This is a genomic window from Niabella hirudinis (assembly GCF_051201075.1).
Classification (GTDB): domain Bacteria; phylum Bacteroidota; class Bacteroidia; order Chitinophagales; family Chitinophagaceae; genus Niabella; species Niabella hirudinis.
Window position 1 is genome coordinate 708,524 of record NZ_JBPEHJ010000002.1, and the last position, 20,649, is coordinate 729,172.

A 20,649-nucleotide genomic window follows, 5' to 3' on the forward strand; every position below is an offset into this window, starting at 1 on the left:
GTGAATTAATAGCAGCATATCATGATAAAAACAGGTAATCCAGTGATCAGTATTTATACAGAAATGACACCCAACCCGGAAACAATGAAGTTTGTAGCCAACAAGCTATTGTACCCCGGAAAAAGCATCGATTTCCCGGATGTGGAAGCAGCCAAACCTTCCCCCCTGGCTATTGAATTGTTTGGGTTCCCTTTTATAAAGGCCGTTTTTATTGCCAGCAATTTTGTAACCCTTACCAAAACCGCTGATGCGGAATGGCAGGATGTAACGCCTTCTATCCGCCAGTTTTTAAAAGACTACCTGGAAGAAGGAAAAGTAGTGATCAATGAAGACGAGGTAGTTACGGTTAAAAAAGAGAGCAGCAACGAGGTTTCTGCGGATGATGATGATGTTGTAAAGCGCATTAAGGAGCTGCTGGAGAACTATGTAAAACCGGCGGTTGAAATGGACGGGGGAGCCATCCAGTTCCGGAGTTATAATGATGGAGTGGTAAACCTGATGATGCAGGGAAGCTGCAGTGGTTGTCCTTCTTCAATGATCACCCTAAAAGCAGGTATCGAAGGAATGATGAAACGCATGATCCCGGAAGTAAAGGAAGTAGTGGCTGAAGCCGAATAATCCATCAGAATTAATACATTTGTTAGCGTCACCCCCATCCGGTGGCGCTTTTTAATGCGTTTAATTGTTCTCATATCCCTGGTTACCGCTGTTTTATCAGGCAGCTGTGCGTATATGAATAACCCTTTGCGCCGGGAAACACACCGGCTTCAGCGCGGAAGGATTATTGATACCAGCTCTTTTGTGTATGATCTGCCTTATCCCAAAGGCGTTTCCCATACGCTGGTACAGGGATATTTTACCCAGTTTACCCATAAACGCAGGGCCGCACTGGATTTTAAAATGCCCATAGGATCGGTTGTATGTGCGGCAAGGGCGGGTATTGTGGTGCGGTTAAAGAAAGACGGCAGCCGGGGCGGTATCAAAAAGTCGAACCGGGTGCATGCCAATTATGTGGTTATTCAGCACGCAGATAGCTCCCGGGCAGGGTACTGGCACCTGCAGCACAATGGCGTTTTGGTACATGTAGGCGATTCCGTTACAAAAGGCCAGCCCATCGCGCGCAGCGGCAATACAGGTTATACCTATTTTCCCCACCTTCATTTTATTGTATGGACTTTTGACCGCAATAGCCGGTTTAAACAAATGCCCACCCGCTTTCGCACAAAAAAAGGACCAGGATACCTGCGCGCCATCCGCAAATACCGGAATCCGCCGGGCTGAGCATTGCCGCCCTGTTATTGATTCACAAATCCGTTAAAAATGCATATCAAAAAAGTGGTGATCATAGGCCCCGAAAGTACAGGTAAAAGCCATTTGTGCGCTGCCCTGGCGGCACATTACAGTACCCGCTGGTGCCCGGAATATGCACGCGATTACCTGTTAAAAAATGGAAAGAGATACGATTATGACGATCTTCTTACCATTGCCCGGGGGCAGCTGGCATTGGAAGATCAATACGCCCGGGGTCTGCAAACAAGCGGAGGAGGCCTCCTTTTTATTGACACCGATATGTATGTGATGGAGGTTTGGTGCGCATTCGTTTTTAATAAGTGCCACTCCTTTATCCTGGATGCGATTGCCACGCGCCGGTATGACCTGTACCTGCTCTGTAATACGGACCTGCCCTGGGTGCGGGACGAATTGAGGGAATATCCCAACCCCAGGACCCGGGATGAACTATTCCGGATCTATCGATCGCTGCTAATTGGTCAGCAAACACCCTGGGTGGAGATCCATGGACAGGGCCCGGATCGCTTACAGGCCGCCATTGAGGCCGTAGACCGGTTTTTGATTTCCTGATCTGAACACCCTTTTAACAAAAACCCCGCAGTTTCAACGCAAGGCTACAATGTGGTGGCTATTACAAGTGCATTTGGCAAACCGGCGGCGATCGCCTTTTTTTGTGCCCGCACCTGACAAATATCCGCGTTGGGGCTAAAAAACAGAAACAGGCCCTTGCTTTATCTTTTATTTTGCCGGTTCTGGCTAAAAAATCGGGCAATTCATCGAATAAATTTAAACCTGAATTTTATGCGCCCTACTTTTATGTCGGTTTAGAGGGCTTAAGAGTGGGCTACCAGATCTTTCCAGATCATCGTACCCCCTCTTATTTTTTTGCCTTTTTCCTGCTTTATGCCACTGAAGCACAGAAAAGGCAGCAGTCATCTGCCGGAAAAACCGCTGCGTCCTTGCTCCTTTGCGTCATTGCGTGAAATAAAAAAACATAGGAGGCTCTGAATATTAAGCATTAGCATCTCTGCAAATTATTACTGACAAAAACAGCAAAACAATTTTATCCAGTTTCTATAGTGAAGCCTACGTCACTGCAATACTGACTTTGGAATTTTCTAAATTAAAAGCAGGAGCCGTTGCAGGATTTAAAAAAAGTCTGTGTTTCTGCGTTTCAGTGGCAATAACACAGCATCTTTATGGCCTCAAAAAAAATCCCGCCGTATTATGGCAGGATCCTGAATTATATTCTATGGGCTGTTCTATTCCTCTATTTTTTCGTCTTCCAGTCTGGAAACCACTTCCGGCGATACTTTACGCAGGGGGTTGGCGTGTTGCTCTCCATACTCCGCACGCTGGCTGATGATGTCGGCACAGGTATAAACGGCCTGAAGGAAGGATCCGGCATCTGCCCGGCCCTTGCCGGCAATATCAAAAGCCACGCCATGATCCGGTGAGGTACGGACAATATCAAGCCCCGCTGTATAGTTAATACCTTCTCCCTGAGCCAGGGATTTAAAGGGGATCAGGCCCTGGTCATGATACATGGCCAGTACCGCATCAAACTTTTCATATTGTCCCCTGGCAAAAAAGGCATCGGCGCTATAGGGTCCAAAGGCAAGAATATTCCGGTTACGAGCCTGTTTAACAGCAGGAGCGATGATCGTTTGCTCCTCGTTCCCCACCAACCCTTCATCTCCTGCGTGAGGGTTAAGCCCCAGCACAGCAATCCGTGGTTTACTGATGCCAAAATCGCGCTGCAGGCTGCTGTTGATGATCATCAATTTGCTCAGGATGGCTTCTGCCGTAATATGCCCGGCCACCTCGCTAATAGGAATGTGTTCGGTTAACAGCGCTACCCGCATATTTTCGGCACACATCATCATAACCACGTCTTTGGCATTAAAGCTGGCTTTGAGATAAGGGGTATGACCGGTATAGGAAAACTGTTCCGACTGCACATTGGATTTATGAATGGGCGCCGTTACCAGCCCCTCTATCTTTTTTTCCTTCAGCGCCTCAATAGCCGTTTGCAGGGCAACCACAGCATAACGCCCGCCGGTCTCATTCAGGATCCCGGGTGTAATATTGACCTCTTCCTCCCAGCAGTTAAAAATAGTTACCTGTTTGGGATTGATCTTTTCAAATTCCCGGGTATGATAAAAACTAAAACTACTTTCGGGGAGGGTCTTCCGGTAAAAATTGACCGCTTTATTATTTGCGAAAATAACAGGTGTGCAGATATCCAGCAGACGGGTATCGGAGAATGTCTTCACAATCAGCTCAATTCCAATACCATTCAAATCTCCGGAAGTGATCCCGATTACCGGTTTTTGTTTATATGTCATAAAAACATTAACTAATTGATAAGCGGTGAATTTACGACAAAAAACCGTTATGCGGGACTTGAAGTCCCGCATAGCTATTGTTTATTTGCTCAGGAACATACTCCGGTCTTTATACAACTGGCGGAAATACGGGTCCTTCAGATCTTTGATAAAACGGATGGCTTCCCCGGTGCTTTTCATCTCAGGCCCCAGTTCTTTGTTTACCCCCGGAAATTTATTAAAGCTGAATACCGGCTCCTTAATCGCGTACCCGTCCAACTTTTTCTCGAATGTAAAATCGGTAAGCTTGTTGGCTCCAATCATTACCTTGGTGGCAATATTCAGGTAAGGGATCTGGTAAGCTTTTGCAATAAACGGAGTTGTACGGGACGCGCGGGGATTGGCTTCAATTACATACACGGTGCCGTCTTTAATGGCAAACTGTATGTTGATGAGTCCGCGGATATCCAATGCCCGGGCTATTTTTTCTGCGTAGTGTTCCATGGTGGTCACTTCCATCGGGGAAAGATTGAAGGCCGGTAATACCGCGTTACTATCACCGCTATGAATACCCGCCGGCTCAATATGCTCCATTACTCCCATTACATGAAAGTTTTCGCCATCATAGATCGCATCTACCTCTGCTTCCTGGCAGCGATCCAGGAAATGATCGATCAGGATCTTATTGCCGGGGATATGCTTCAGCAGGCTGATCACCGCTCTTTCTACCTCATCATCGTTCAGCACAATCCGCATCCTTTGGCCGCCCAACACATAAGAGGGGCGCACCAGTACCGGGTAACCCACGCGGTTGGCAATCTGCACGGCTTCATCAACCGTCCAGGCCGAACCATATTCAGGATAAGGAATCTTTAATTCTTTCAGCATATCGCTAAACCGGCCACGGTCTTCCGCAATATCCATATTATCAAAGCTGGTCCCCATAATGGCTACGCCCAGGTCCTTGATCTTTTCGGCCAGCTTCAGCGCTGTTTGTCCGCCCAGCTGCACAATTACGCCCGCAGGTTTTTCGTATTCGATCAGCTCCCGCACATGCTCCCAGTACACCGGCTCAAAATACAGCTTGTCGGCCATATCAAAATCGGTGCTTACGGTTTCCGGGTTACAGTTCATCATGATGGCCTCATAACCCGCTTCTTTAATGGCCAGCAGCCCGTGCACACAGCAGTAATCGAACTCGATACCCTGACCAATACGGTTAGGGCCGCTGCCCAGTACAATGATTTTTTTCTTATCAGAAACTTTGGATTCGTTGTGCACCAGGTTTCCGGCATTGAGCGAGGATTGAGCCGGCGCATCAAAAGTGGAATAGAAATACGGCGTTTTTGCCTCAAACTCGGCGCTGCAGGTATCTACCATTTTATATACCCGGTTGATGCCCAGTTCTTTTCTCTTTGCATAAACCGCTTCTTCTGTATTTCCGTGCCCCATGATCTCGGCGATCTGCGCATCACTAAAGCCGTTTACCTTGGCATCGCGCAGCAATTCCACCGGCAATGTTTCGAGGCTATATGCGGCAATTTTCTTTTCAAGTACACAAAGTTTCTGGATCTCGGAAAGGAACCAGCGATCGATGCCATTGGTAGCTTTTGAAATGGTTCCTACAGAAACACCAGCCATCAGGGCGTCTTTAATCCGGAAAATACGATCCCATTTCGGTGTTTTTATATATTCCAGCAATTCCTCCGCACGCATCAGGCTTTTACCATAATAACCCAGGCCAATGGCATTGTTCTCCAGGCTCTGGCAGGCTTTCTGCACCGCTTCATTAAAGCTGCGACCAATGGCCATTACCTCGCCCACGCTCTTCATCTGCAGGCCCAGGGTATCATTGGCTCCTTTAAATTTATCAAAATTCCAGCGGGGGATCTTTACAATTACATAGTCCAGCGCCGGCTCAAAATAAGCCGATGTGGTTTTGGTGATCTGGTTTTCCAGTTCATCCAGATTATAACCAATGGCCAGTTTGGCAGCTATTTTGGCGATGGGGTACCCGGTTGCTTTTGAAGCCAGAGCCGATGAGCGGCTCACCCGCGGATTAATTTCGATGGCAATAATTTCCTCGGTATCGGGGTTCATGGCAAACTGTACGTTACAGCCGCCGGCAAAGTTACCCAGGTCGCGCATCATCCGGACGGCGGTATTCCGCATCAGCTGCATCCCGGTATCGCTCAGCGTCATAGAGGGGGCCACGGTAATAGAGTCGCCGGTATGTACCCCCATGGGGTCAAAATTTTCCACGGTACAGATAATACAAACATTATTGGCCGAATCCCGCAGCAGCTCCAGTTCAAACTCCTTCCAGCCCAGCACCGCTTTTTCTACCAGCACTTCATGAATGGGTGATGCCTGCAGGCCCCGGTTCAGGGCTTCATCCAGCTCATCTTTATCGTGTACAAAGCCGCCACCCGTACCACCAAGGGTAAAGGAAGGACGGATCACCAAAGGGAAACCAATCTCCTGGGCAAATTCTTTTCCTTCCAGAAAGGAGTTGGCCGTTTTTGCTGTTGCAACCTGTATCCCCATTTCAATCATCCACTGGCGAAACAGTTCGCGGTCTTCAGCTTTATCTATCGCCTTGATATCCACACCAATAAGGCGCACATTATATTGCTTCCAGATCCCCAGTTCTTCTGCTTCCTTGCAAAGGTTCAATGCCGTTTGGCCGCCCATAGTAGGTAGTACGGCGTCAATTTCATTTTCCTGCAGGATCTGTTCAATGCTTTCGGTAGTTAGTGGTAACAGGTACACACGGTCCGCCATCATCGGATCGGTCATAATAGTGGCCGGGTTGCTGTTGACCAGGATTACCTTGATCCCTTCTTCCCGCAGGCTGCGGGCTGCCTGGGTGCCGGAGTAGTCAAATTCACAAGCCTGGCCGATCACAATGGGACCGGAACCGATAATAAGTACAGATTTTATGGAAGTATCTTTCGGCATCTTTTTGTTTTCTTTAAAAAAAATAAATTGCGCAAAAGTATGCCTAAAACAGGAAAAAGAAGGCTTTATGGCACAGTTATTTTCCAGCTTATTTTCATTTTATAAAAACGAACGATTGTAAAACGAATGTAATCCGTATCACCGGCTGGTAACTGTATGGATCAGCGCCTGCTCAGATAACAGGAAAGTCCGGTTTTTTAGGCGATCTTGCGACCTTTGGATAACGAAGACCAGGATGAAGCACCACTTATTAATTTAACAATATATCTGAACTGATCGTAGGTCACGCCCAATGATCCTACGTTGTTGTTGAAATAAGACGATGGACAATAAATATCCCGGCTTGCAAGCAATCTTTTATTATAAAATGGTAACAATAGCCAGCAACTATTTATGGATAAGATATGGATACCTTATGGATATTTAATACTTTTATATGAATAATTCAGATAAAATATGGATACTTTATGGATAAATTTATAACCAAACTGAACATAAGAAAAGAATACCCATAGCTGCATTCAATTACCCTTTTCCCTTTCCATCGCCATCCTTACCGCCCCGGCTGCATTTGCGATTTTTCCTGAGTTACACAATTCAGAAAGCAGTACTTTTTCATGGGTCCCCGGTTTGGTTACGGGCTCCGCAAGCGGCGTACCTGATTTTTTAATAATATCCACCACCTCGGCCGCTTTCAGCTTGGGAAAATAGGACCGCAGCAGCGCTGCAATGCCCGCCACTACCGGACTTGACAAACTGGTACCGCTGGACAGCTGTGTGCCATTTCCGGCAATGGCGCTGTTAATTTCAAGCCCCGGCGCAAACAGGTCTACCCGCTTTTTTCCATAGTTGCTAAAAGAAGCCACCAGCGCACCCAGGCTGGCATCCCCGCTGGCACCCACCTGAAGCATGTTGGGCAATAAGCGGTTTCCGATGGTATATGAACTGGGGTAATGATCATCCAGGTCTACATTGGTGGCATCGTTGCCCGCTCCATGTACCAGCACCACATCTTTTGAAAGTGCATAGGCAATGGCTTCATCCACCCAGCGTTTATCGGGCGATATATATTTTCCAAAGCTCATGTTGATCACTTTGGCGCCATGGTCAACAGCATATCTTATAGACAGAGCCACATCTTTATCAAATTCATCCTTGCCGAGGATCCCCCGGATCATCATGATCTGTACATTATCAGCAATACCATCGATGCCATTGCCGTTATGGCGTACAGCGCCAATCACACTGCTAACCCCCGTTCCATGATAGCCGCTAAACCCGGTAAGATTATGATTGCCGTAGTGGGTCTTTGTAATGTCGTAATCATCATCGCGGAGCAATTTCCCGCGGTAATCAACCGGCGCCGTTGTAAGTTTTATAAGGTTGTCTTCCTGTTCCTTTTTATAGTCGCCAAATCCTTTTAAAAAGCCGGCATTGCTGGTTTCCCCGCCAACCAGTATGGTTTTCCAGATGTGCACCAGCTCCCTGTTTTCAGCGTTAACCGTTACACTATCCAGATCGCTGCTGGTGAACACTTCTTTGCCCAGTATTTTTTTCAGAAGCTCGTTGGTGCGGCCGGCAATATCCCAGTTTGTACGCAGGTTATCAATGATCTTTGCAGCACTATTGCGGGAGCTGACCAGTTTTTGATACGCCCGCTTCCATTCCCGGTATTGCCACTGTTGGGTGGGCAACACCTTTGTACTATCCATCTCCTCAAACATTACTTTGAACCGGTGATAGGTACGCCAATCGTCACTAATGCTCACAGAAAGGTTTTCCCCATCCGGGGCGCCCAGGTAATTCCAGCCGTGATAATCATCAATAAGCCCGTTACCATCATCGTCCTTATGATTATTGGGAATTTCCGCCGGGTTCCTCCACAAAACGGGCTCCAGATCGGGCTGCAGGGTATCAATACCACTGTCGATAACCGCTACAATAACCGGTTTGCTTTTTCGCCCTTTTAAAAGAGCGTATGCCTCATTCAGGCTAATGCCGAGATAGCCGTCCTTCTTATAATCGAGGTAATGCCAGTTCGTTACTTTAGGCTTCGCCGGCTGTGCCAGCGCCTGGTTTAGCAAAAAGAACACCGCCATCGCGGGGATGAGTTTTTTCATCCGTAAATTTCTATGTTTTTAATGGTCGAATGTAACCTTTGATGGTTAAAATACACCATGAAAATAGCACAGAAAAACGAGTTTGCTTATTTTTTTGCTTCCGTAAATATGACTACCCTATGATCTGCCGGCTTAATGGTTTTGAGGTACGCAAAAATGGCCTTCAGATCGCCTTCGGTCATCCCTGCATACATACCCCAGGGCATAATGGTGTTGAATTCATTTTTGCCAACAGGATGCAGGCTTTCCGGCCGGCTGTACATTTTAAACCGGCTAACAAACATACTATCCGTCCAGGCGCCTATACCGGTTTTGACATCCGGCGTTATATTAGGTGTATGTAAAACCCCCGAAGGCATGGCAAATTCCCTTCCTCCGCTAAATGCTTTTTCAGGGATGATCTGCCCTTTTTCAACCGGTGTATGACACTCAATGCAGGCCGCTATGGTTACCAGGTATTCGCCTCGTTTCACCATATCCGTTGTATCGGGTCGCTGAACTGGCGCTGCTTTTTGCGGGATAGTATTGATGATAAAATTCATAGGAAAGTCGATCTTGCGCGCAGGCGGATCATTTTTTATGGGCGCCAGGGTACGCAGGTAAGCGATAATGCTCAGCACATCCTCCGGGTCCATTTTCCCGTAATTCAGATAGGGCATTACAGGAAACAACGCCTCCCCATCCCGGTTAACGCCTGTGGTGATCGTCCGGTAAATTTCACCATCCGTCCAGTTAGAAAGGTGTGCAGGGGTAATATTCCTTGAATAAAAGGTTCCGGGAAAACCCATTTCCGGTCCAAAGTATTCACCCCCCTTCCCAATGGTTTCCTGCAGCGGCGGAGCTGAAAACCGGGTCCAGTCTCTTGTTGAATGGCAATCCATACAAACAGCCACGTGATTGGCCAGGTAGCGCCCCCGCTCAATACGGGTAGGTAAAGGCGTAGCCTGCACATCGGGGGCCTTGCCCACTGCAGGTAATAAAAACTTAAGATACCCCAATACAACGATGACCAATACAATAATAGCAATGATCAGAAATTTCAGGAAACGTTTCATAAAGCAGTTTGTTTATATAGTGCATAAATATAATCTATTTTTAAAGAAGTTATCGCTTCTCGCTAAAAATTGGGATACAGAAGACACCAATTCTGCCTGTTTCCCTATTTTTGAATGGATGGCAAAGCGCTTTTTACTCCCCGCACTCCTGTTAACCGGTCTTTTTTCGTATGCGCAGTTATACAAAAAACCCGTTTACCCGCAAAATTACTTCCGGTGGCCTACCCTGCTGACCCCGGATATTGTTGCCAACATGGGCGAACTACGCCCCAATCACTGGCATATGGGGCTGGACGTGCGAACCAATCAGAGGGTGAATCAGCAGGTGGTGGCTGCTGCAGATGGATACATTGCCTTCGTAGGCATAGAACCCTTAAGCTGGGGCAGATGGATCATTATTAACCATCCCAACGGCCTTTCTACCCTTTATGGGCATCTGAATAATTTTAAACCCGACCTGGAGGCTTATGTAAAGAATTACCAGTACCAGGAAGAATCCTGGGAAACGCACCTGACCATTCCTCCCGGTAAGTTCCCGGTAAAAAAAGGAGATTTTATTTCATACAGCGGCACTACGGGCGGGTCACAGGGACCACATGTACACTGGGAAGTGATCGACACAAAATCCGGCAGACGGCTGAACCCCGACCTGTTTGGTACCCCCTTCAATGATGAATACCCTCCCACACTGGTGAAACTGGTTATGTACGACCGCAATAACAGTACCTATGGCCAGCACCCCGCCAGCGTCCCCGTTCACAAATCAGGATCGTCCTACACGGTGCCGGGAGGCATGCTCCGTACTTCGTTCAACAACCTGGGTTTTGCCATACAGGCTTATGACACCTGGAACAGGGCCGGCAACCGTGATGGCATTTACAGCGCCCGTTTATTTGTTGACGATGAAGAAATCTCCGGCTTCTATATCGACAGTATCGGCTACAACAGCACCCGTTATATGAATTGCCAGGTCGACTACAAAATGAAAGCCAATGGCGGAGCATGGGTTCAGCATATTTCCAAGCTGCCCGGCGACCGGGGCGGCGTCTATTACGATCTTGGATGGAATAAAAATACCATTCGGTTAACAGATACCGCCACACACCAGGTACAGATCCTGGTAAGCGACACCCGCGGCAATACCTCCACGCTGGCGTTTATGTTGAAAAACAATGGCGCGGCCGCTCCGGCTGTTCCACCTTATGAATGGCTGCCCAACCGGCTCAACCGCATTTTTAAATACGATTTTGAGGCCTACCTGCCCATGTTTGTTTTATACGATAAAATGAACCCGGGTTATGCCCGCCTGGCTTCCAGCGGGGGTAGCAGCATTTCCGCAAAACATAAGCTGGGGGAAACCGATATCCCGGCGCATAGCGATTTTGAAGTGCGCATAAAGCCCGACAGGCCCATCGCTTCTGAAAACCGCGACAGGATCGTGATCAAAAGAACTGCAACGGGCAGCTCCTACAAAAAAGCCACCTGGAACGGAGAATGGGTTACAGCCCTTTTCCGGGACTTTGGCACTTTTGAGGCATTTATCGACAATACCCCTCCGTTGCTCAATGCACCGGCTAATCTCAACCATGCCTCCCACATTTCCTTTACGCCCAAAGACAACTCCGGTATTGCCGACTTCCGTGCCGAAGTAGATGGCCGCTGGATCCGGTTTACCAACGACAAGGGAAAAACTTATCTCTATTATTTTGACGAAAAAGTACCGCCCGGAGAACATACGCTTACTGTAACCGTTACAGATATTGCAGGCAATAAAACCGAAAGAACCTGGAAATTTCAGCGGGGAGGAGCCGCAGCCGATAAACCGGTGCGGGAGCGGCCCAAAACCACGGTAAGGAAAACAAGTTCCGGTAAACATACGGTAACAAAAAAAACCAGTGCATCCCGGTCAAAACCAACCGGAAAGGCGTCTTCCGGAAAGGCTACAAAAAAGAAGAAAAAATAAAGTGCGGAATTTTTTGAGCGCACTGCGCATCAGCGGTAAAATCCGCAGCACAAACCGCCACGGCCCCTGGGAGATCGTTTAAACAACATTTAAACAATATTAAAACAATATTTGCCCTAAAAAAGACACAATAAATTGATTATCAATATATTATATTTTTACATTTAAACGACATTTTAAACAAAAGAACCAGGAGTTTTATGGCAACGCATTTAAAAGAAGGAGACAAAGCCCCGGCATTTACCGGTACCGACCAGGATGGAAAAAAGATAGCACTAAAGGATTTTAAAGGACAGAAAGTGGTCTTGTATTTTTATCCGGAGGATGATACGCCTACCTGCACCATACAGGCCTGTAACCTGCGCGACAACTATGCCCTGCTGAAAAAAGAGGGGCTGCAGGTAATTGGCATCAGCCCGGATGATGTGGCAAAGCATAAAAAATTCGAAAATAAATTCTCACTTCCTTTTCCCCTGATTGCAGACCCCCGGCACACCATCATCGAAAAATATGGGGTATGGGGCCAAAAGCAAATGTTTGGCAATAAATACATGGGGTTGCACCGTACCACTTTTGTGATTGATGAAAAAGGGATCATTCAGAAGATCTTCCTCAAACCCAAAAGCGCTCAACATGCTGAAGAGATCATTGACAAGCTGAAAAAATAAACGGGAGAGCCTGGGTTATGGCGTTAATTTGGTCCCTTCGTAAATTTCATGGATCGCGATAGTGATATCAACGGCTTTGATCAATAAGGTCTCGTTCTGCGTTTTATATTCTTCCAGTTCCCAGTGCCCGGAAGCGTTGACCCGAAACACTTCGATATTGATACTTTCCGAGTCGATCAGAATGTATTCTTTCAACGCGGGAATATCGCGGTACAGTTTGAATTTACTGCCCCGGTCATAGTTCCGGGTAGACCTTGACAGAATTTCAATTAGTGCCGTTGGCTGAATAATAGTGTCCTCATCTTCGGGAGACGAAATGATATCATTACAAATAATGGAAATATCAGGATACGTAAACAGGGTGTTTTCGGGAATATGAATCCGCATATCACTCCCAAAGGGTCTGAACGGTTTCCCTTGAAGCTGTATATACAACTGCCCCATTATATTTGAGAAAATAACATTGTGCCGGGCGCCTGCACCAGCCATTGAAAAAATTTCGCCGCGGTAATACTCATGTTTTTCCAGGGAAGATTTTTCTATCTTCAGGTATTCCGGAATGGTATAAAATGCTTTCTGGTAAGCGGGCGCCGGTTCGTTTACTACATGATCCATACCTGCAATTTACAACTTTTTATGGCCGGTTTCGGCCGTAGTTTGTACTTACTCCGGTACAATGCGCAGAGGCGCCGGGCCGGAACAGGGCAATGCTCACATCCATGCTGTATTTTTGCTCCTGGTTATGAACTATTTCCGCATAAAAGAAAATTCCTTTATTGCCCGGCTGGGAGCCCGAAAATTAAAATCGGGGAATGTGGCAATGGTTATTGGCCGTACCGTTCATTTATGGGGCGCCACCCGCTCCGCCTTCCTGGCAGACGAGCGCTGGGTGCGGCACGAACTGAAACATATTGAACAATACCAGCGCTACGGAATACTAAGGTTTTTGTTCAAATACCTGGCTCAATCGATAAAATATGGATACTATAACTGTCCGCTCGAAAAAGAAGCCAGGGCTGCAGAAAGTGATCCCGCAATTCTTGCGCGTTTTACCCCTGATCCACAAAACAACGGCATTGCTTAAAACCCCGCAAGCCGGTAATTGAGCCCCAGCGATAATTGCAGGGGCCTCCCCTTTTTATAACGGTCTTCGCCCGTTTGCTCTTTCTGATATACCGGGGTAAAATACCGTTGCGCACGCAGGTCGATACCCAGGTTACGCAGGATCCTGTAACGTACCGCCAGATCAGCGCCGGCCAAAAACTTACGGGCCTCTCCTTTATTGTCTCCAATCGTAATTACTGCGGGTACGGATCCCCCATTTTCATAAAAAGAAACACTACGTGTGTATTTTTTATGTACCAGGTAGCTAAGCACCGGGCCGGCCTGGGCTTCAAACCGTCCCCATTGCTTTGTTACATTTAAAAGCCGCGAATGCAGGTACAGCAACCGTAAATCGCTTATAACCGGCAGCGCCTGTTGCATCATGGGGCTATTGTCCCACGATTTATCGGGGTCCATATCATAGCTGAACGCCACCTGGTTGAGCCCCAACGATACGGAAACGGTCCAGTTATTCTTTAAACACCGGTCAACCGTGCCATCCACATAAAAACCAACTCCAGGCTTTGTGCTGGCATGAGAACTTCTTCCTGCTATAGAATTGCCGTTTTCTCCACCAAGTTCGGGGTCAAACAATGCTGTGCGTCTGGCCGTCATAATACTATTTTGAAACCCGGTTAAAAAACTGGCGTTCCCTCCTCCGTTTACAGAAAGGCGGTATTGCTGCGTAAACCCGGTATGCAGCTGTGTCATCATCAAAATAAGCAGTAGTAGTTTTTTCAAAAGAAAGTTATTTTATTGCAGATCAATTAATGTCCAACACCAAAAATATTATTTTTTTTCTTTAAAAACACCTCCTTTTTTATATCAGCATTTATTATACATGCACTCACTTTCCATCCAACCGCCAGCTTAATTCCCCGTACTCATACACCGGCCTGGGCGCTCCGTCCAAAAGCAATTTTCCATCGGCGCTTACCCGGGTTACTACGGCTTTAAAAACACGTCCTTCCTCATCCCGGAACATCATTTCTTCGCCGCGTTTAAACAAAAACCGGTTGTATTGCTCCAATACTATCGCTACGGATCGTTCGGGGTCGGCTTCAAACGCCTCCAGTCTTTTGAAAATCCGTTCCGCCAGCTCCCGGGCCAGTACCAAACAGTCATAGTTTTTTCCTGTTACCTGTTTCAGCGAAACCGCCTGCTTCAGCTCCTCCGGAAAACAGCCCTGGTTGATATTAATCCCGATCCCCGCTACCGCCCATTTCCATTTTTGTCCGCCCAGGATGTTTTCGATCAGCATCCCGACTGCCTTTCTGTCCTGAAAATAAATATCATTGGGCCATTTTATAAACCATGCACCGGGTGCCAGGCCGGCCAAAAATAACCGGGTTTCTACCGCAATCAGGGCGCTCAATGCGAATAAATGCGCCAGTTCCAGGCTTTTAGGCGCTATTACCAGGCTCAGATGTATGTTTTGTCCCGGGGCAGTAACCCATTTTTTGCCCCGCTGCCCCTTTCCGGCCAGCTGCTCATGTGCAAAAATGCTCATGCCGTGATATGCCAAACCTTCACGTATCCGGCTAAGGGCATAGTTATTGGTGCTGTCTACCTGAAGCAATTCAGTGACAGCAGGAAATTGGTAGGTATCTGCCTTTTTTTGCGTCAATATTTGCTATTTTTGAACAAAGTAAATAAGTTTAGGAGTTCTGTCCTTTTAAAGATGGCATTCCGTTTAAAAAAAATATAAATTCTTCTTTTTGGAACCATTAGCATCGCTAACAAAACGTAAAATTTCAGGTACAGCCAGGCTTACAAGAAATTCAAAAATTTTCAAGACGATCATTTCTGCCATTCAGGAAAAAAAAGGGGAACAGATTGTTTCACTGGATTTGAGGCAGATAACAGAAGCCGTATCTGATTTTTTTATAATATGCGAGGCTACCAACGGCCCTCAAATCAAATCAATAGCCGACAACATTGAGTACCGGGTCAAAGAAGCTACCGGTGAAAATGTATACCAGCGCGAAGGACTGCAAACACTGCAATGGGTTTTGATGGACTATGTAAATATTGTGGTCCACATTATGCTGCCCGAACAACGCAAATTCTACAACCTGGAGGAAATGTGGAGCGACAGCAGCGTAAAGGAACACAATGAATCATAGTTAAGGAAAAATAGTAATTTTTCTTTAAACATTTCAATAAAATTTGCCTTATAGTATCATAATTACAGAACATGTCTCAAAACAATTATAACAGACAAGAAAAACAGCGGAATAACCCGTTTTCTCCCAGACCTTCGGGAAACGGAGGCGGCAATGAACCCAAAAAAGTGAAGTTTGGCAGCTATTGGGCATTTATCATCATCCTGGCTATTATGCTGGGCCTGCAATTCCTGGATCCGTTTGGATCATCAAGTAAGGAGATCAGTATTGATGTTTTCCAATCAATGGTTCAGAAAGGCGATGTGCAAAAATATGCGATCGTAAATAACCGGAGTGTTGTAAGAGTCTGGATAAAAAAAGACAGTCTTTCCAAATATCAGGAGAACGGCAAGGGCAAGGGCGGCAATACCCTGCTGCCGGCCAATAACGACCCCAATATGTTTTTTGAAATTACCAGCGGGGATAAGTTTGTTGACCAGATGAAAGACTTTTACAAAGAGCATCCCCAGACGGTTCAACCTTCGAAAACCGTTACTAATGACAGCGATTTTATCGGCCGCTCGATCAGTTTTATACTTCCCTTTCTTTTGCTGATTGGCGTGTGGATCCTGATGATGCGTAAAATGGGCGGTGGTGCCGGCGGTGGCGCCGGGCCCGGCGGTATTTTTAATATTGGTAAATCCAAGGCTACTCTTTTTGACAAAGGCACCCGTGTAAACATCACTTTTGCAGATGTAGCCGGGCTTGATGAGGCCAAAGTGGAGGTAATGGAGATCGTAGACTTTTTAAGGAATCCTAAAAAATACACCAGCCTGGGTGGCAAAATCCCCAAGGGTGCATTGCTGGTAGGCCCTCCCGGAACCGGTAAAACCCTTTTGGCAAAAGCCATGGCGGGCGAAGCACAGGTTCCCTTTTTCAGCCTGAGCGGGTCCGATTTTGTAGAGATGTTTGTGGGCGTAGGCGCCAGCCGCGTGCGCGACCTGTTTAAGCAGGCCCGCGAAAAAGCTCCCTGTATCATTTTTATTGATGAGATTGATGCTATTGGCCGTGCCCGTGGCAAGAATGCGATGATGAGCAACGATGAGCGCGAAAGCACCCTGAACCAGATGCTGGTGGAAATGGATGGTTTTGGTACGGATACCGGTATTATTGTACTGGCCGCCACCAACCGGCCGGATGTACTGGACTCTGCACTGCTGCGCCCGGGGCGGTTTGACCGGCAGATTACTATCGACCAGCCGGACCTTGCCGGCCGGGAAGCCATTTTTAAAGTGCACCTAAAAGAAATAAAAACCTCCGAATCGCTCGACATTCATAAACTGGCGGAACAAACGCCGGGCTTTGCCGGGGCAGATATTGCCAATGTTTGTAATGAAGCAGCATTGATAGCTGCGCGTAAAAATAAGACCGGGGTAGATATGGCCGACTTCCAGGACGCTATTGACCGCGTGATCGGCGGACTGGAAAAGAAAAACAAAATCATTGCGCCTCATGAAAAAGAAGTGATCGCCTACCATGAAGCAGGCCATGCTGTAGCCGGGTGGTTCCTGGAGCATGCTTACCCCTTATTGAAAGTAACCATCGTTCCAAGGGGAACAGCCGCCCTGGGATATGCACAGTACACCCCCAAGGAGCAATACCTGTACCGCACGGAAGACCTGATTCACCGTATGTGTATGGCGCTGGGTGGCCGCGTAAGTGAGCAGATCTTCTTTGGCAAAATATCTACCGGCGCCGGAAGCGACCTGGAAAATGTAACCCAGATCGCCTATTCTATGGTAACGGTATATGGAATGAGTAAGAAAGTGGGAAATGTAAGCTTTTATAATCCGCACCAGGATACTTCCTTTACCAAGCCGTACAGTGAAGAGACCTCCAAGCTGATTGACGAAGAAGTGCGGGCCATCATTGCCGAATGCTATGATAAAACGGTAGCCCTTCTAACAGAAAAGAAAGAGCAGGTAGAAGTGATTGCGAAAGCACTGCTCGAAAAAGAGGTATTGTTCCAGGCAGATGTGGAAACCCTGATCGGCAAACGCCCCTTTGAGGAAAAAAAGCTGCTGGCTGATGAGCCGCCGGTTGTACCCATTGAGCCGGTGCCGGGAGGCGTTCCCCCCACCAACCCGAATCCGATGGCGAACTAAATTTACGCAAATACATTAAAAGCGTTGTTCTTTTACAGAGCAACGCTTTTTTATTGATAGGTGATCCGGAGCCGTAAATATTGTAGGCAGAATCCTGCATCTACGTTTTCTAAATGATTAAATTCGCACCGTGATCCGATCCGCAAAAGATACAATACTAAAAAAGATCCGGGAAGCGCTGAGCCAGCCAACTCCTATTCCCTTTCCAAAAAGTGAGGGGCAATCGCTGGTCTTTCAGCCGCTGCACCAGGAACTGGAAATTGAATTTGCAGAACGTTTTACTACGCTTCAGGGGCAATTTGCATTTTGTTTGAGCCGAAAAGAACTGGTAAGCCAGTTCAACGCCCTGCTCGCAAAAACGGGCTGGCAAAAAATCTATTGCCAGGAGCCGGAGCTGACCCTGCTTATTGGCCAGCAACCGGACATAAGCAACAACCCGGCTGATCTTGCCAGCTGCGATGTAGCCATCACCAGCTGCGAATACCTGGTAGCACGCACCGGAAGCATTGTTATGAGCGCTGCGCAATTGAGCGGCCGTAAAACCAGCGTTTACGCGCCGGTGCATGTTTGTATCGCCTATGCCAGTCAGCTCGTTTTTGACATAAAAGATGCGCTGGAGGGAATAAAGGAACGCTATGGTAATACCATTCCTTCTCTCATCACTTTTGCCACCGGGCCCAGTCGCACGGCAGACATTGAAAAAACCCTTGTGGTAGGCGTGCACGGACCCAAAGAAGTATTTGTTTTTTTAATTGATGATACCTCTGAATAGTACCCTTATATGCAAAGCAATTATCTTTTTGTGTATGGCTCTTTATTAAGCGGATTCAAAAGCCCCGCTTATGAATATATTGCCCGGTACTTTGAATTGCTGGGGCCTGCTACGGCCCCGGGTACTTTGTACGACCTGGGCGATTACCCGGCGGCCCTGCCGGACCAAAGCGGTCGCAGGATCATTGGTGAGCTCTATAAAATCGGAAATGATCACCAGTTATCCTATGCCATTGCACAGCTGGACGGGTACGAGGGATTAAGCCCCGAAGCCGGTGAAACAGCCGAATATAAACGGGAGCTGGTAACCGTCAGTTGCAATGAAGAACAGATACCCGCGTGGGTATACTGGTTTAACCGGGCCATTGAGGATAAACCAGTCATCGAATCGGGCGATGTATTACAGCACTTAAGAGATAAGCAGTAATTCAAACCAGCGCGGTTCTTTATTCTTCATTTCTAATTTTACATTCTACATTTTTAGGAGCTACCTTTGCTCAAATTCAAAATCCATTTTGCAAGCGGGTAAAAACATTTATTTTCTTTCTGATTTCCACCTGGGTGTTCCTACCTATGAAGCCAGCCTGGAGCGGGAAAAGTTGCTGGTCCGTTTCCTGGAGGAAATAAAAGAAAAGGCAGCTGAAGTTTTTATTGTAGGTGATATGTTCGACTTTTGGTATGAGTACCGCCATGTGGTGCCCAAAGGTTATGTACGTATTTTAGGAAAACTGGCCGAACTGGCCGATCGTGGTATCCGGCTTCATTTTTTTGTAGGCAATCACGATATGTGGATGAAGGATTATTTTCAGCAGGAGCTGAAAATGCCGGTTTACTTTGAACCTAAAGCTTTTGAATGGAACGGCAAAAATTTCCTGATTGGCCACGGAGATGGTTTGGGCCCGGGCGATCATGGCTATAAACGATTAAAAAAAGTATTCCGGAATCCCTTTTGTCAATGGCTATTCGGAATTTTGCCCCCAATGATCGGCATTGGTGCTGCCAATTATATGAGCCGCAAAAGCCGGGCAAAAACCGGAAGCAGCGAAGAGGTTTTCCTGGGTGCAGATCGGGAGTGGCTTATCACCTATTGCAGGGAACAGCTGCAAAAAAAGCATTTCGACTTTTTCATTTTCGGACACCGGCATTTACCGATCGATTTTCGCCTGACTCCTGCCAGTCGCTATATCAACCTGGGCGATTGGATCAGCTTTTTCACTTATGCCGTTTTTGACGGCAACGATGTACAGCTGCGCTCCTATTTAAATAAAGAAGAAAAAATCGTCCGGGGATGAGATTACCTGCCGCCATATTATTGCTCACAATGTTCCTGGTTAAAAACGGAAGCAGCCAGCCGGTAACCGAAAAACGCGGGGTCATACCGGGAAGTTTTATCAAACTGGCAGTCGATAATCTTGGAAGCATTTATTTGTTGAGCACCAATAACCAGCTGAAAAAGCTGGATGAAAAAGGCGACTCTGTTGCCGTATACAATAATGTTAAAAAACTGGGAACCGCATCCCTGCTGGATGTATCAAACCCCCTGAGGGTACTTTTGTATTATCAGGATTTTGCCACCCTTGTAATGCTGGACCGGCTGCTTACACCGGTTAACAGTATCGATCTGCGGCAACAGCAGATCTTCAATGCAGCAGCAACAGGCCTCTCCTACGATGGCAAAATCTGGCTGTATGACAATATGGAGAACGTATTAAAAAAAATCAACGATAACGGAAGCGTTCTGTTAAAAACGCCGGATTTTCGTCAGCTCTTTAATGAAACACCGGAGCCACAGCAGATTATCGACCGCAACAAACAGGTCTATATTTATGACACCGCCCGTGGTATTTATCTTTTTGATTATTACGGCGCCTACAAGGGGAAGATCGCTATTACCCACTGGCGCAATCTTCGCATTACCAGTAAATATATCTATGGCAACGATAAAGACCGGTTTTATCGTTATACCCTCCATTCGCTGAAGTTTGAAGAATGGCCCATCCCCGATGCACTCAAAAACAAGCAGCAATACCTTTTTGAAGACGGGCTTTTATATACACTGGATACAGATGGGGTTGCCATTTATTCCTGCCGGTTTTAGAAGCTGTTTAAATTTTTTATTT

The 20,649-nt window shown here is 47.0% G+C and carries 19 protein-coding genes; 12 read left to right on the forward strand and 7 right to left on the reverse strand.

Annotation, left to right across the window (positions count from 1 at the left end; genetic code table 11):
• Positions 1–21: 21 nt before the first annotated feature.
• The 3 genes from GGU45_RS06450 (at position 22) to GGU45_RS06460 (ending at position 1,860) form a co-directional block, all read left to right on the forward strand.
• Positions 22–618: a NifU family protein gene (locus tag GGU45_RS06450; RefSeq protein ID WP_435223074.1), complete on the forward strand. Its 597-nt coding sequence runs from the start codon at positions 22–24 to the stop codon at positions 616–618.
• A gap of 114 nt (positions 619–732) precedes the next feature.
• Positions 733–1,281, forward strand: coding sequence for a M23 family metallopeptidase (locus GGU45_RS06455; RefSeq protein WP_435223076.1), 549 nt, complete (start codon positions 733–735; stop codon positions 1,279–1,281).
• A 39-nt stretch (positions 1,282–1,320) separates the two neighbouring features.
• Positions 1,321–1,860: an AAA family ATPase gene (locus GGU45_RS06460; protein WP_435223077.1), complete on the forward strand. Its 540-nt coding sequence runs from the start codon at positions 1,321–1,323 to the stop codon at positions 1,858–1,860.
• 692 nt (positions 1,861–2,552) lie between these two features.
• On the opposite strand, the gene pdxA is transcribed toward GGU45_RS06460, so the two are convergent.
• The 4 genes from pdxA to GGU45_RS06480 all read right to left on the reverse strand — a co-directional run bounded on the left by pdxA (position 2,553) and on the right by GGU45_RS06480 (position 9,753).
• Positions 2,553–3,638: a 4-hydroxythreonine-4-phosphate dehydrogenase PdxA gene (pdxA, locus tag GGU45_RS06465; RefSeq protein ID WP_435223078.1), complete on the reverse strand. Its 1,086-nt coding sequence runs from the start codon at positions 3,636–3,638 to the stop codon at positions 2,553–2,555.
• An 81-nt stretch (positions 3,639–3,719) separates the two neighbouring features.
• A complete protein-coding gene (gene carB, locus GGU45_RS06470; protein ID WP_435223079.1) occupies positions 3,720–6,578 on the reverse strand; it encodes a carbamoyl-phosphate synthase large subunit in 2,859 nt (952 codons plus the stop codon).
• A 521-nt stretch (positions 6,579–7,099) separates the two neighbouring features.
• Positions 7,100–8,698, reverse strand: coding sequence for a S8 family serine peptidase (locus GGU45_RS06475; protein WP_435223080.1), 1,599 nt, complete (start codon positions 8,696–8,698; stop codon positions 7,100–7,102).
• An 86-nt stretch (positions 8,699–8,784) separates the two neighbouring features.
• Positions 8,785–9,753, reverse strand: coding sequence for a c-type cytochrome (locus GGU45_RS06480; protein ID WP_435223081.1), 969 nt, complete (start codon positions 9,751–9,753; stop codon positions 8,785–8,787).
• Positions 9,754–9,871: 118 nt separating this feature from the next.
• On the opposite strand from GGU45_RS06480, the gene GGU45_RS06485 reads away from it, so the two are divergent.
• Together GGU45_RS06485 and bcp are read left to right on the forward strand one after the other, a co-directional pair.
• Positions 9,872–11,716, forward strand: a complete 1,845-nt coding sequence (locus GGU45_RS06485) for a M23 family metallopeptidase (RefSeq protein ID WP_435223083.1) — start codon at positions 9,872–9,874, stop codon at positions 11,714–11,716.
• Positions 11,717–11,916: 200 nt separating this feature from the next.
• Positions 11,917–12,384, forward strand: a complete 468-nt coding sequence (bcp, locus tag GGU45_RS06490; protein WP_435223085.1) for a thioredoxin-dependent thiol peroxidase — start codon at positions 11,917–11,919, stop codon at positions 12,382–12,384.
• A 15-nt stretch (positions 12,385–12,399) separates the two neighbouring features.
• Here bcp and GGU45_RS06495 read toward each other — a convergent pair whose 3' ends face one another.
• The gene (locus tag GGU45_RS06495) at positions 12,400–12,999 is read right to left on the reverse strand and encodes a Uma2 family endonuclease (RefSeq protein WP_435223087.1); all 600 of its coding nucleotides are present in this window, start codon (positions 12,997–12,999) and stop codon (positions 12,400–12,402) included.
• A gap of 61 nt (positions 13,000–13,060) precedes the next feature.
• On the opposite strand from GGU45_RS06495, the gene GGU45_RS06500 reads away from it, so the two are divergent.
• Entirely contained in the window at positions 13,061–13,468 is a 408-nt protein-coding gene (locus GGU45_RS06500) for a DUF4157 domain-containing protein (RefSeq protein ID WP_435223088.1), read from the forward strand.
• Here GGU45_RS06500 and GGU45_RS06505 read toward each other — a convergent pair.
• A complete protein-coding gene (locus tag GGU45_RS06505) occupies positions 13,465–14,229 on the reverse strand; it encodes a hypothetical protein (RefSeq protein WP_435223090.1) in 765 nt (254 codons plus the stop codon). The two genes, GGU45_RS06500 and GGU45_RS06505, sit on opposite strands and share 4 nt — an antisense overlap.
• A gap of 106 nt (positions 14,230–14,335) precedes the next feature.
• Positions 14,336–15,115, reverse strand: a complete 780-nt coding sequence (locus GGU45_RS06510) for a biotin--[acetyl-CoA-carboxylase] ligase (protein ID WP_435223092.1) — start codon at positions 15,113–15,115, stop codon at positions 14,336–14,338.
• Between the two features lie 91 nt (positions 15,116–15,206).
• Between GGU45_RS06510 and rsfS the strand changes: the two genes are divergently transcribed.
• From rsfS to GGU45_RS06540, 6 genes are all read left to right on the forward strand, one after another.
• Entirely contained in the window at positions 15,207–15,614 is a 408-nt protein-coding gene (gene rsfS / locus GGU45_RS06515) for a ribosome silencing factor (RefSeq protein WP_435223093.1), read from the forward strand.
• 71 nt (positions 15,615–15,685) lie between these two features.
• Positions 15,686–17,758 (forward strand): ATP-dependent zinc metalloprotease FtsH, encoded by a 2,073-nt coding sequence (gene ftsH / locus GGU45_RS06520; RefSeq protein WP_435223095.1) that lies wholly within the window; start codon positions 15,686–15,688, stop codon positions 17,756–17,758.
• Between the two features lie 130 nt (positions 17,759–17,888).
• Positions 17,889–18,530, forward strand: a complete 642-nt coding sequence (locus tag GGU45_RS06525; protein ID WP_435223097.1) for a LutC/YkgG family protein — start codon at positions 17,889–17,891, stop codon at positions 18,528–18,530.
• Between the two features lie 9 nt (positions 18,531–18,539).
• Entirely contained in the window at positions 18,540–18,956 is a 417-nt protein-coding gene (locus tag GGU45_RS06530) for a gamma-glutamylcyclotransferase family protein (protein WP_435223099.1), read from the forward strand.
• 88 nt (positions 18,957–19,044) lie between these two features.
• The gene (locus tag GGU45_RS06535) at positions 19,045–19,821 is read left to right on the forward strand and encodes a UDP-2,3-diacylglucosamine diphosphatase (RefSeq protein ID WP_435223101.1); all 777 of its coding nucleotides are present in this window, start codon (positions 19,045–19,047) and stop codon (positions 19,819–19,821) included.
• A complete protein-coding gene (locus GGU45_RS06540) occupies positions 19,818–20,627 on the forward strand; it encodes a hypothetical protein (RefSeq protein ID WP_435223103.1) in 810 nt (269 codons plus the stop codon). The genes GGU45_RS06535 and GGU45_RS06540 overlap by 4 nt, the downstream gene beginning before the upstream one ends.
• The last annotated feature ends 22 nt before the right edge of the window (positions 20,628–20,649 follow it).

What these genes read in the sequence shown, in the direction of transcription:
- GGU45_RS06450 (WP_435223074.1), top strand. Translation starts at nt 22, where the DNA reads ATGATAAAAACAGGTAATCCAGTGATCAGTATTTATACAGAAATGACA.
- GGU45_RS06455 (WP_435223076.1), top strand. Translation starts at nt 733, where the DNA reads ATGAATAACCCTTTGCGCCGGGAAACACACCGGCTTCAGCGCGGAAGG.
- GGU45_RS06460 (WP_435223077.1), top strand. Translation starts at nt 1,321, where the DNA reads ATGCATATCAAAAAAGTGGTGATCATAGGCCCCGAAAGTACAGGTAAA.
- pdxA (WP_435223078.1), bottom strand. Translation starts at nt 3,638, where the DNA reads ATGACATATAAACAAAAACCGGTAATCGGGATCACTTCCGGAGATTTG.
- carB (WP_435223079.1), bottom strand. Translation starts at nt 6,578, where the DNA reads ATGCCGAAAGATACTTCCATAAAATCTGTACTTATTATCGGTTCCGGT.
- GGU45_RS06475 (WP_435223080.1), bottom strand. Translation starts at nt 8,698, where the DNA reads ATGAAAAAACTCATCCCCGCGATGGCGGTGTTCTTTTTGCTAAACCAG.
- GGU45_RS06480 (WP_435223081.1), bottom strand. Translation starts at nt 9,753, where the DNA reads ATGAAACGTTTCCTGAAATTTCTGATCATTGCTATTATTGTATTGGTC.
- GGU45_RS06485 (WP_435223083.1), top strand. Translation starts at nt 9,872, where the DNA reads ATGGCAAAGCGCTTTTTACTCCCCGCACTCCTGTTAACCGGTCTTTTT.
- bcp (WP_435223085.1), top strand. Translation starts at nt 11,917, where the DNA reads ATGGCAACGCATTTAAAAGAAGGAGACAAAGCCCCGGCATTTACCGGT.
- GGU45_RS06495 (WP_435223087.1), bottom strand. Translation starts at nt 12,999, where the DNA reads ATGGATCATGTAGTAAACGAACCGGCGCCCGCTTACCAGAAAGCATTT.
- GGU45_RS06500 (WP_435223088.1), top strand. Translation starts at nt 13,061, where the DNA reads ATGCGCAGAGGCGCCGGGCCGGAACAGGGCAATGCTCACATCCATGCT.
- ftsH (WP_435223095.1), top strand. Translation starts at nt 15,686, where the DNA reads ATGTCTCAAAACAATTATAACAGACAAGAAAAACAGCGGAATAACCCG.
- GGU45_RS06530 (WP_435223099.1), top strand. Translation starts at nt 18,540, where the DNA reads ATGCAAAGCAATTATCTTTTTGTGTATGGCTCTTTATTAAGCGGATTC.
- GGU45_RS06540 (WP_435223103.1), top strand. Translation starts at nt 19,818, where the DNA reads ATGAGATTACCTGCCGCCATATTATTGCTCACAATGTTCCTGGTTAAA.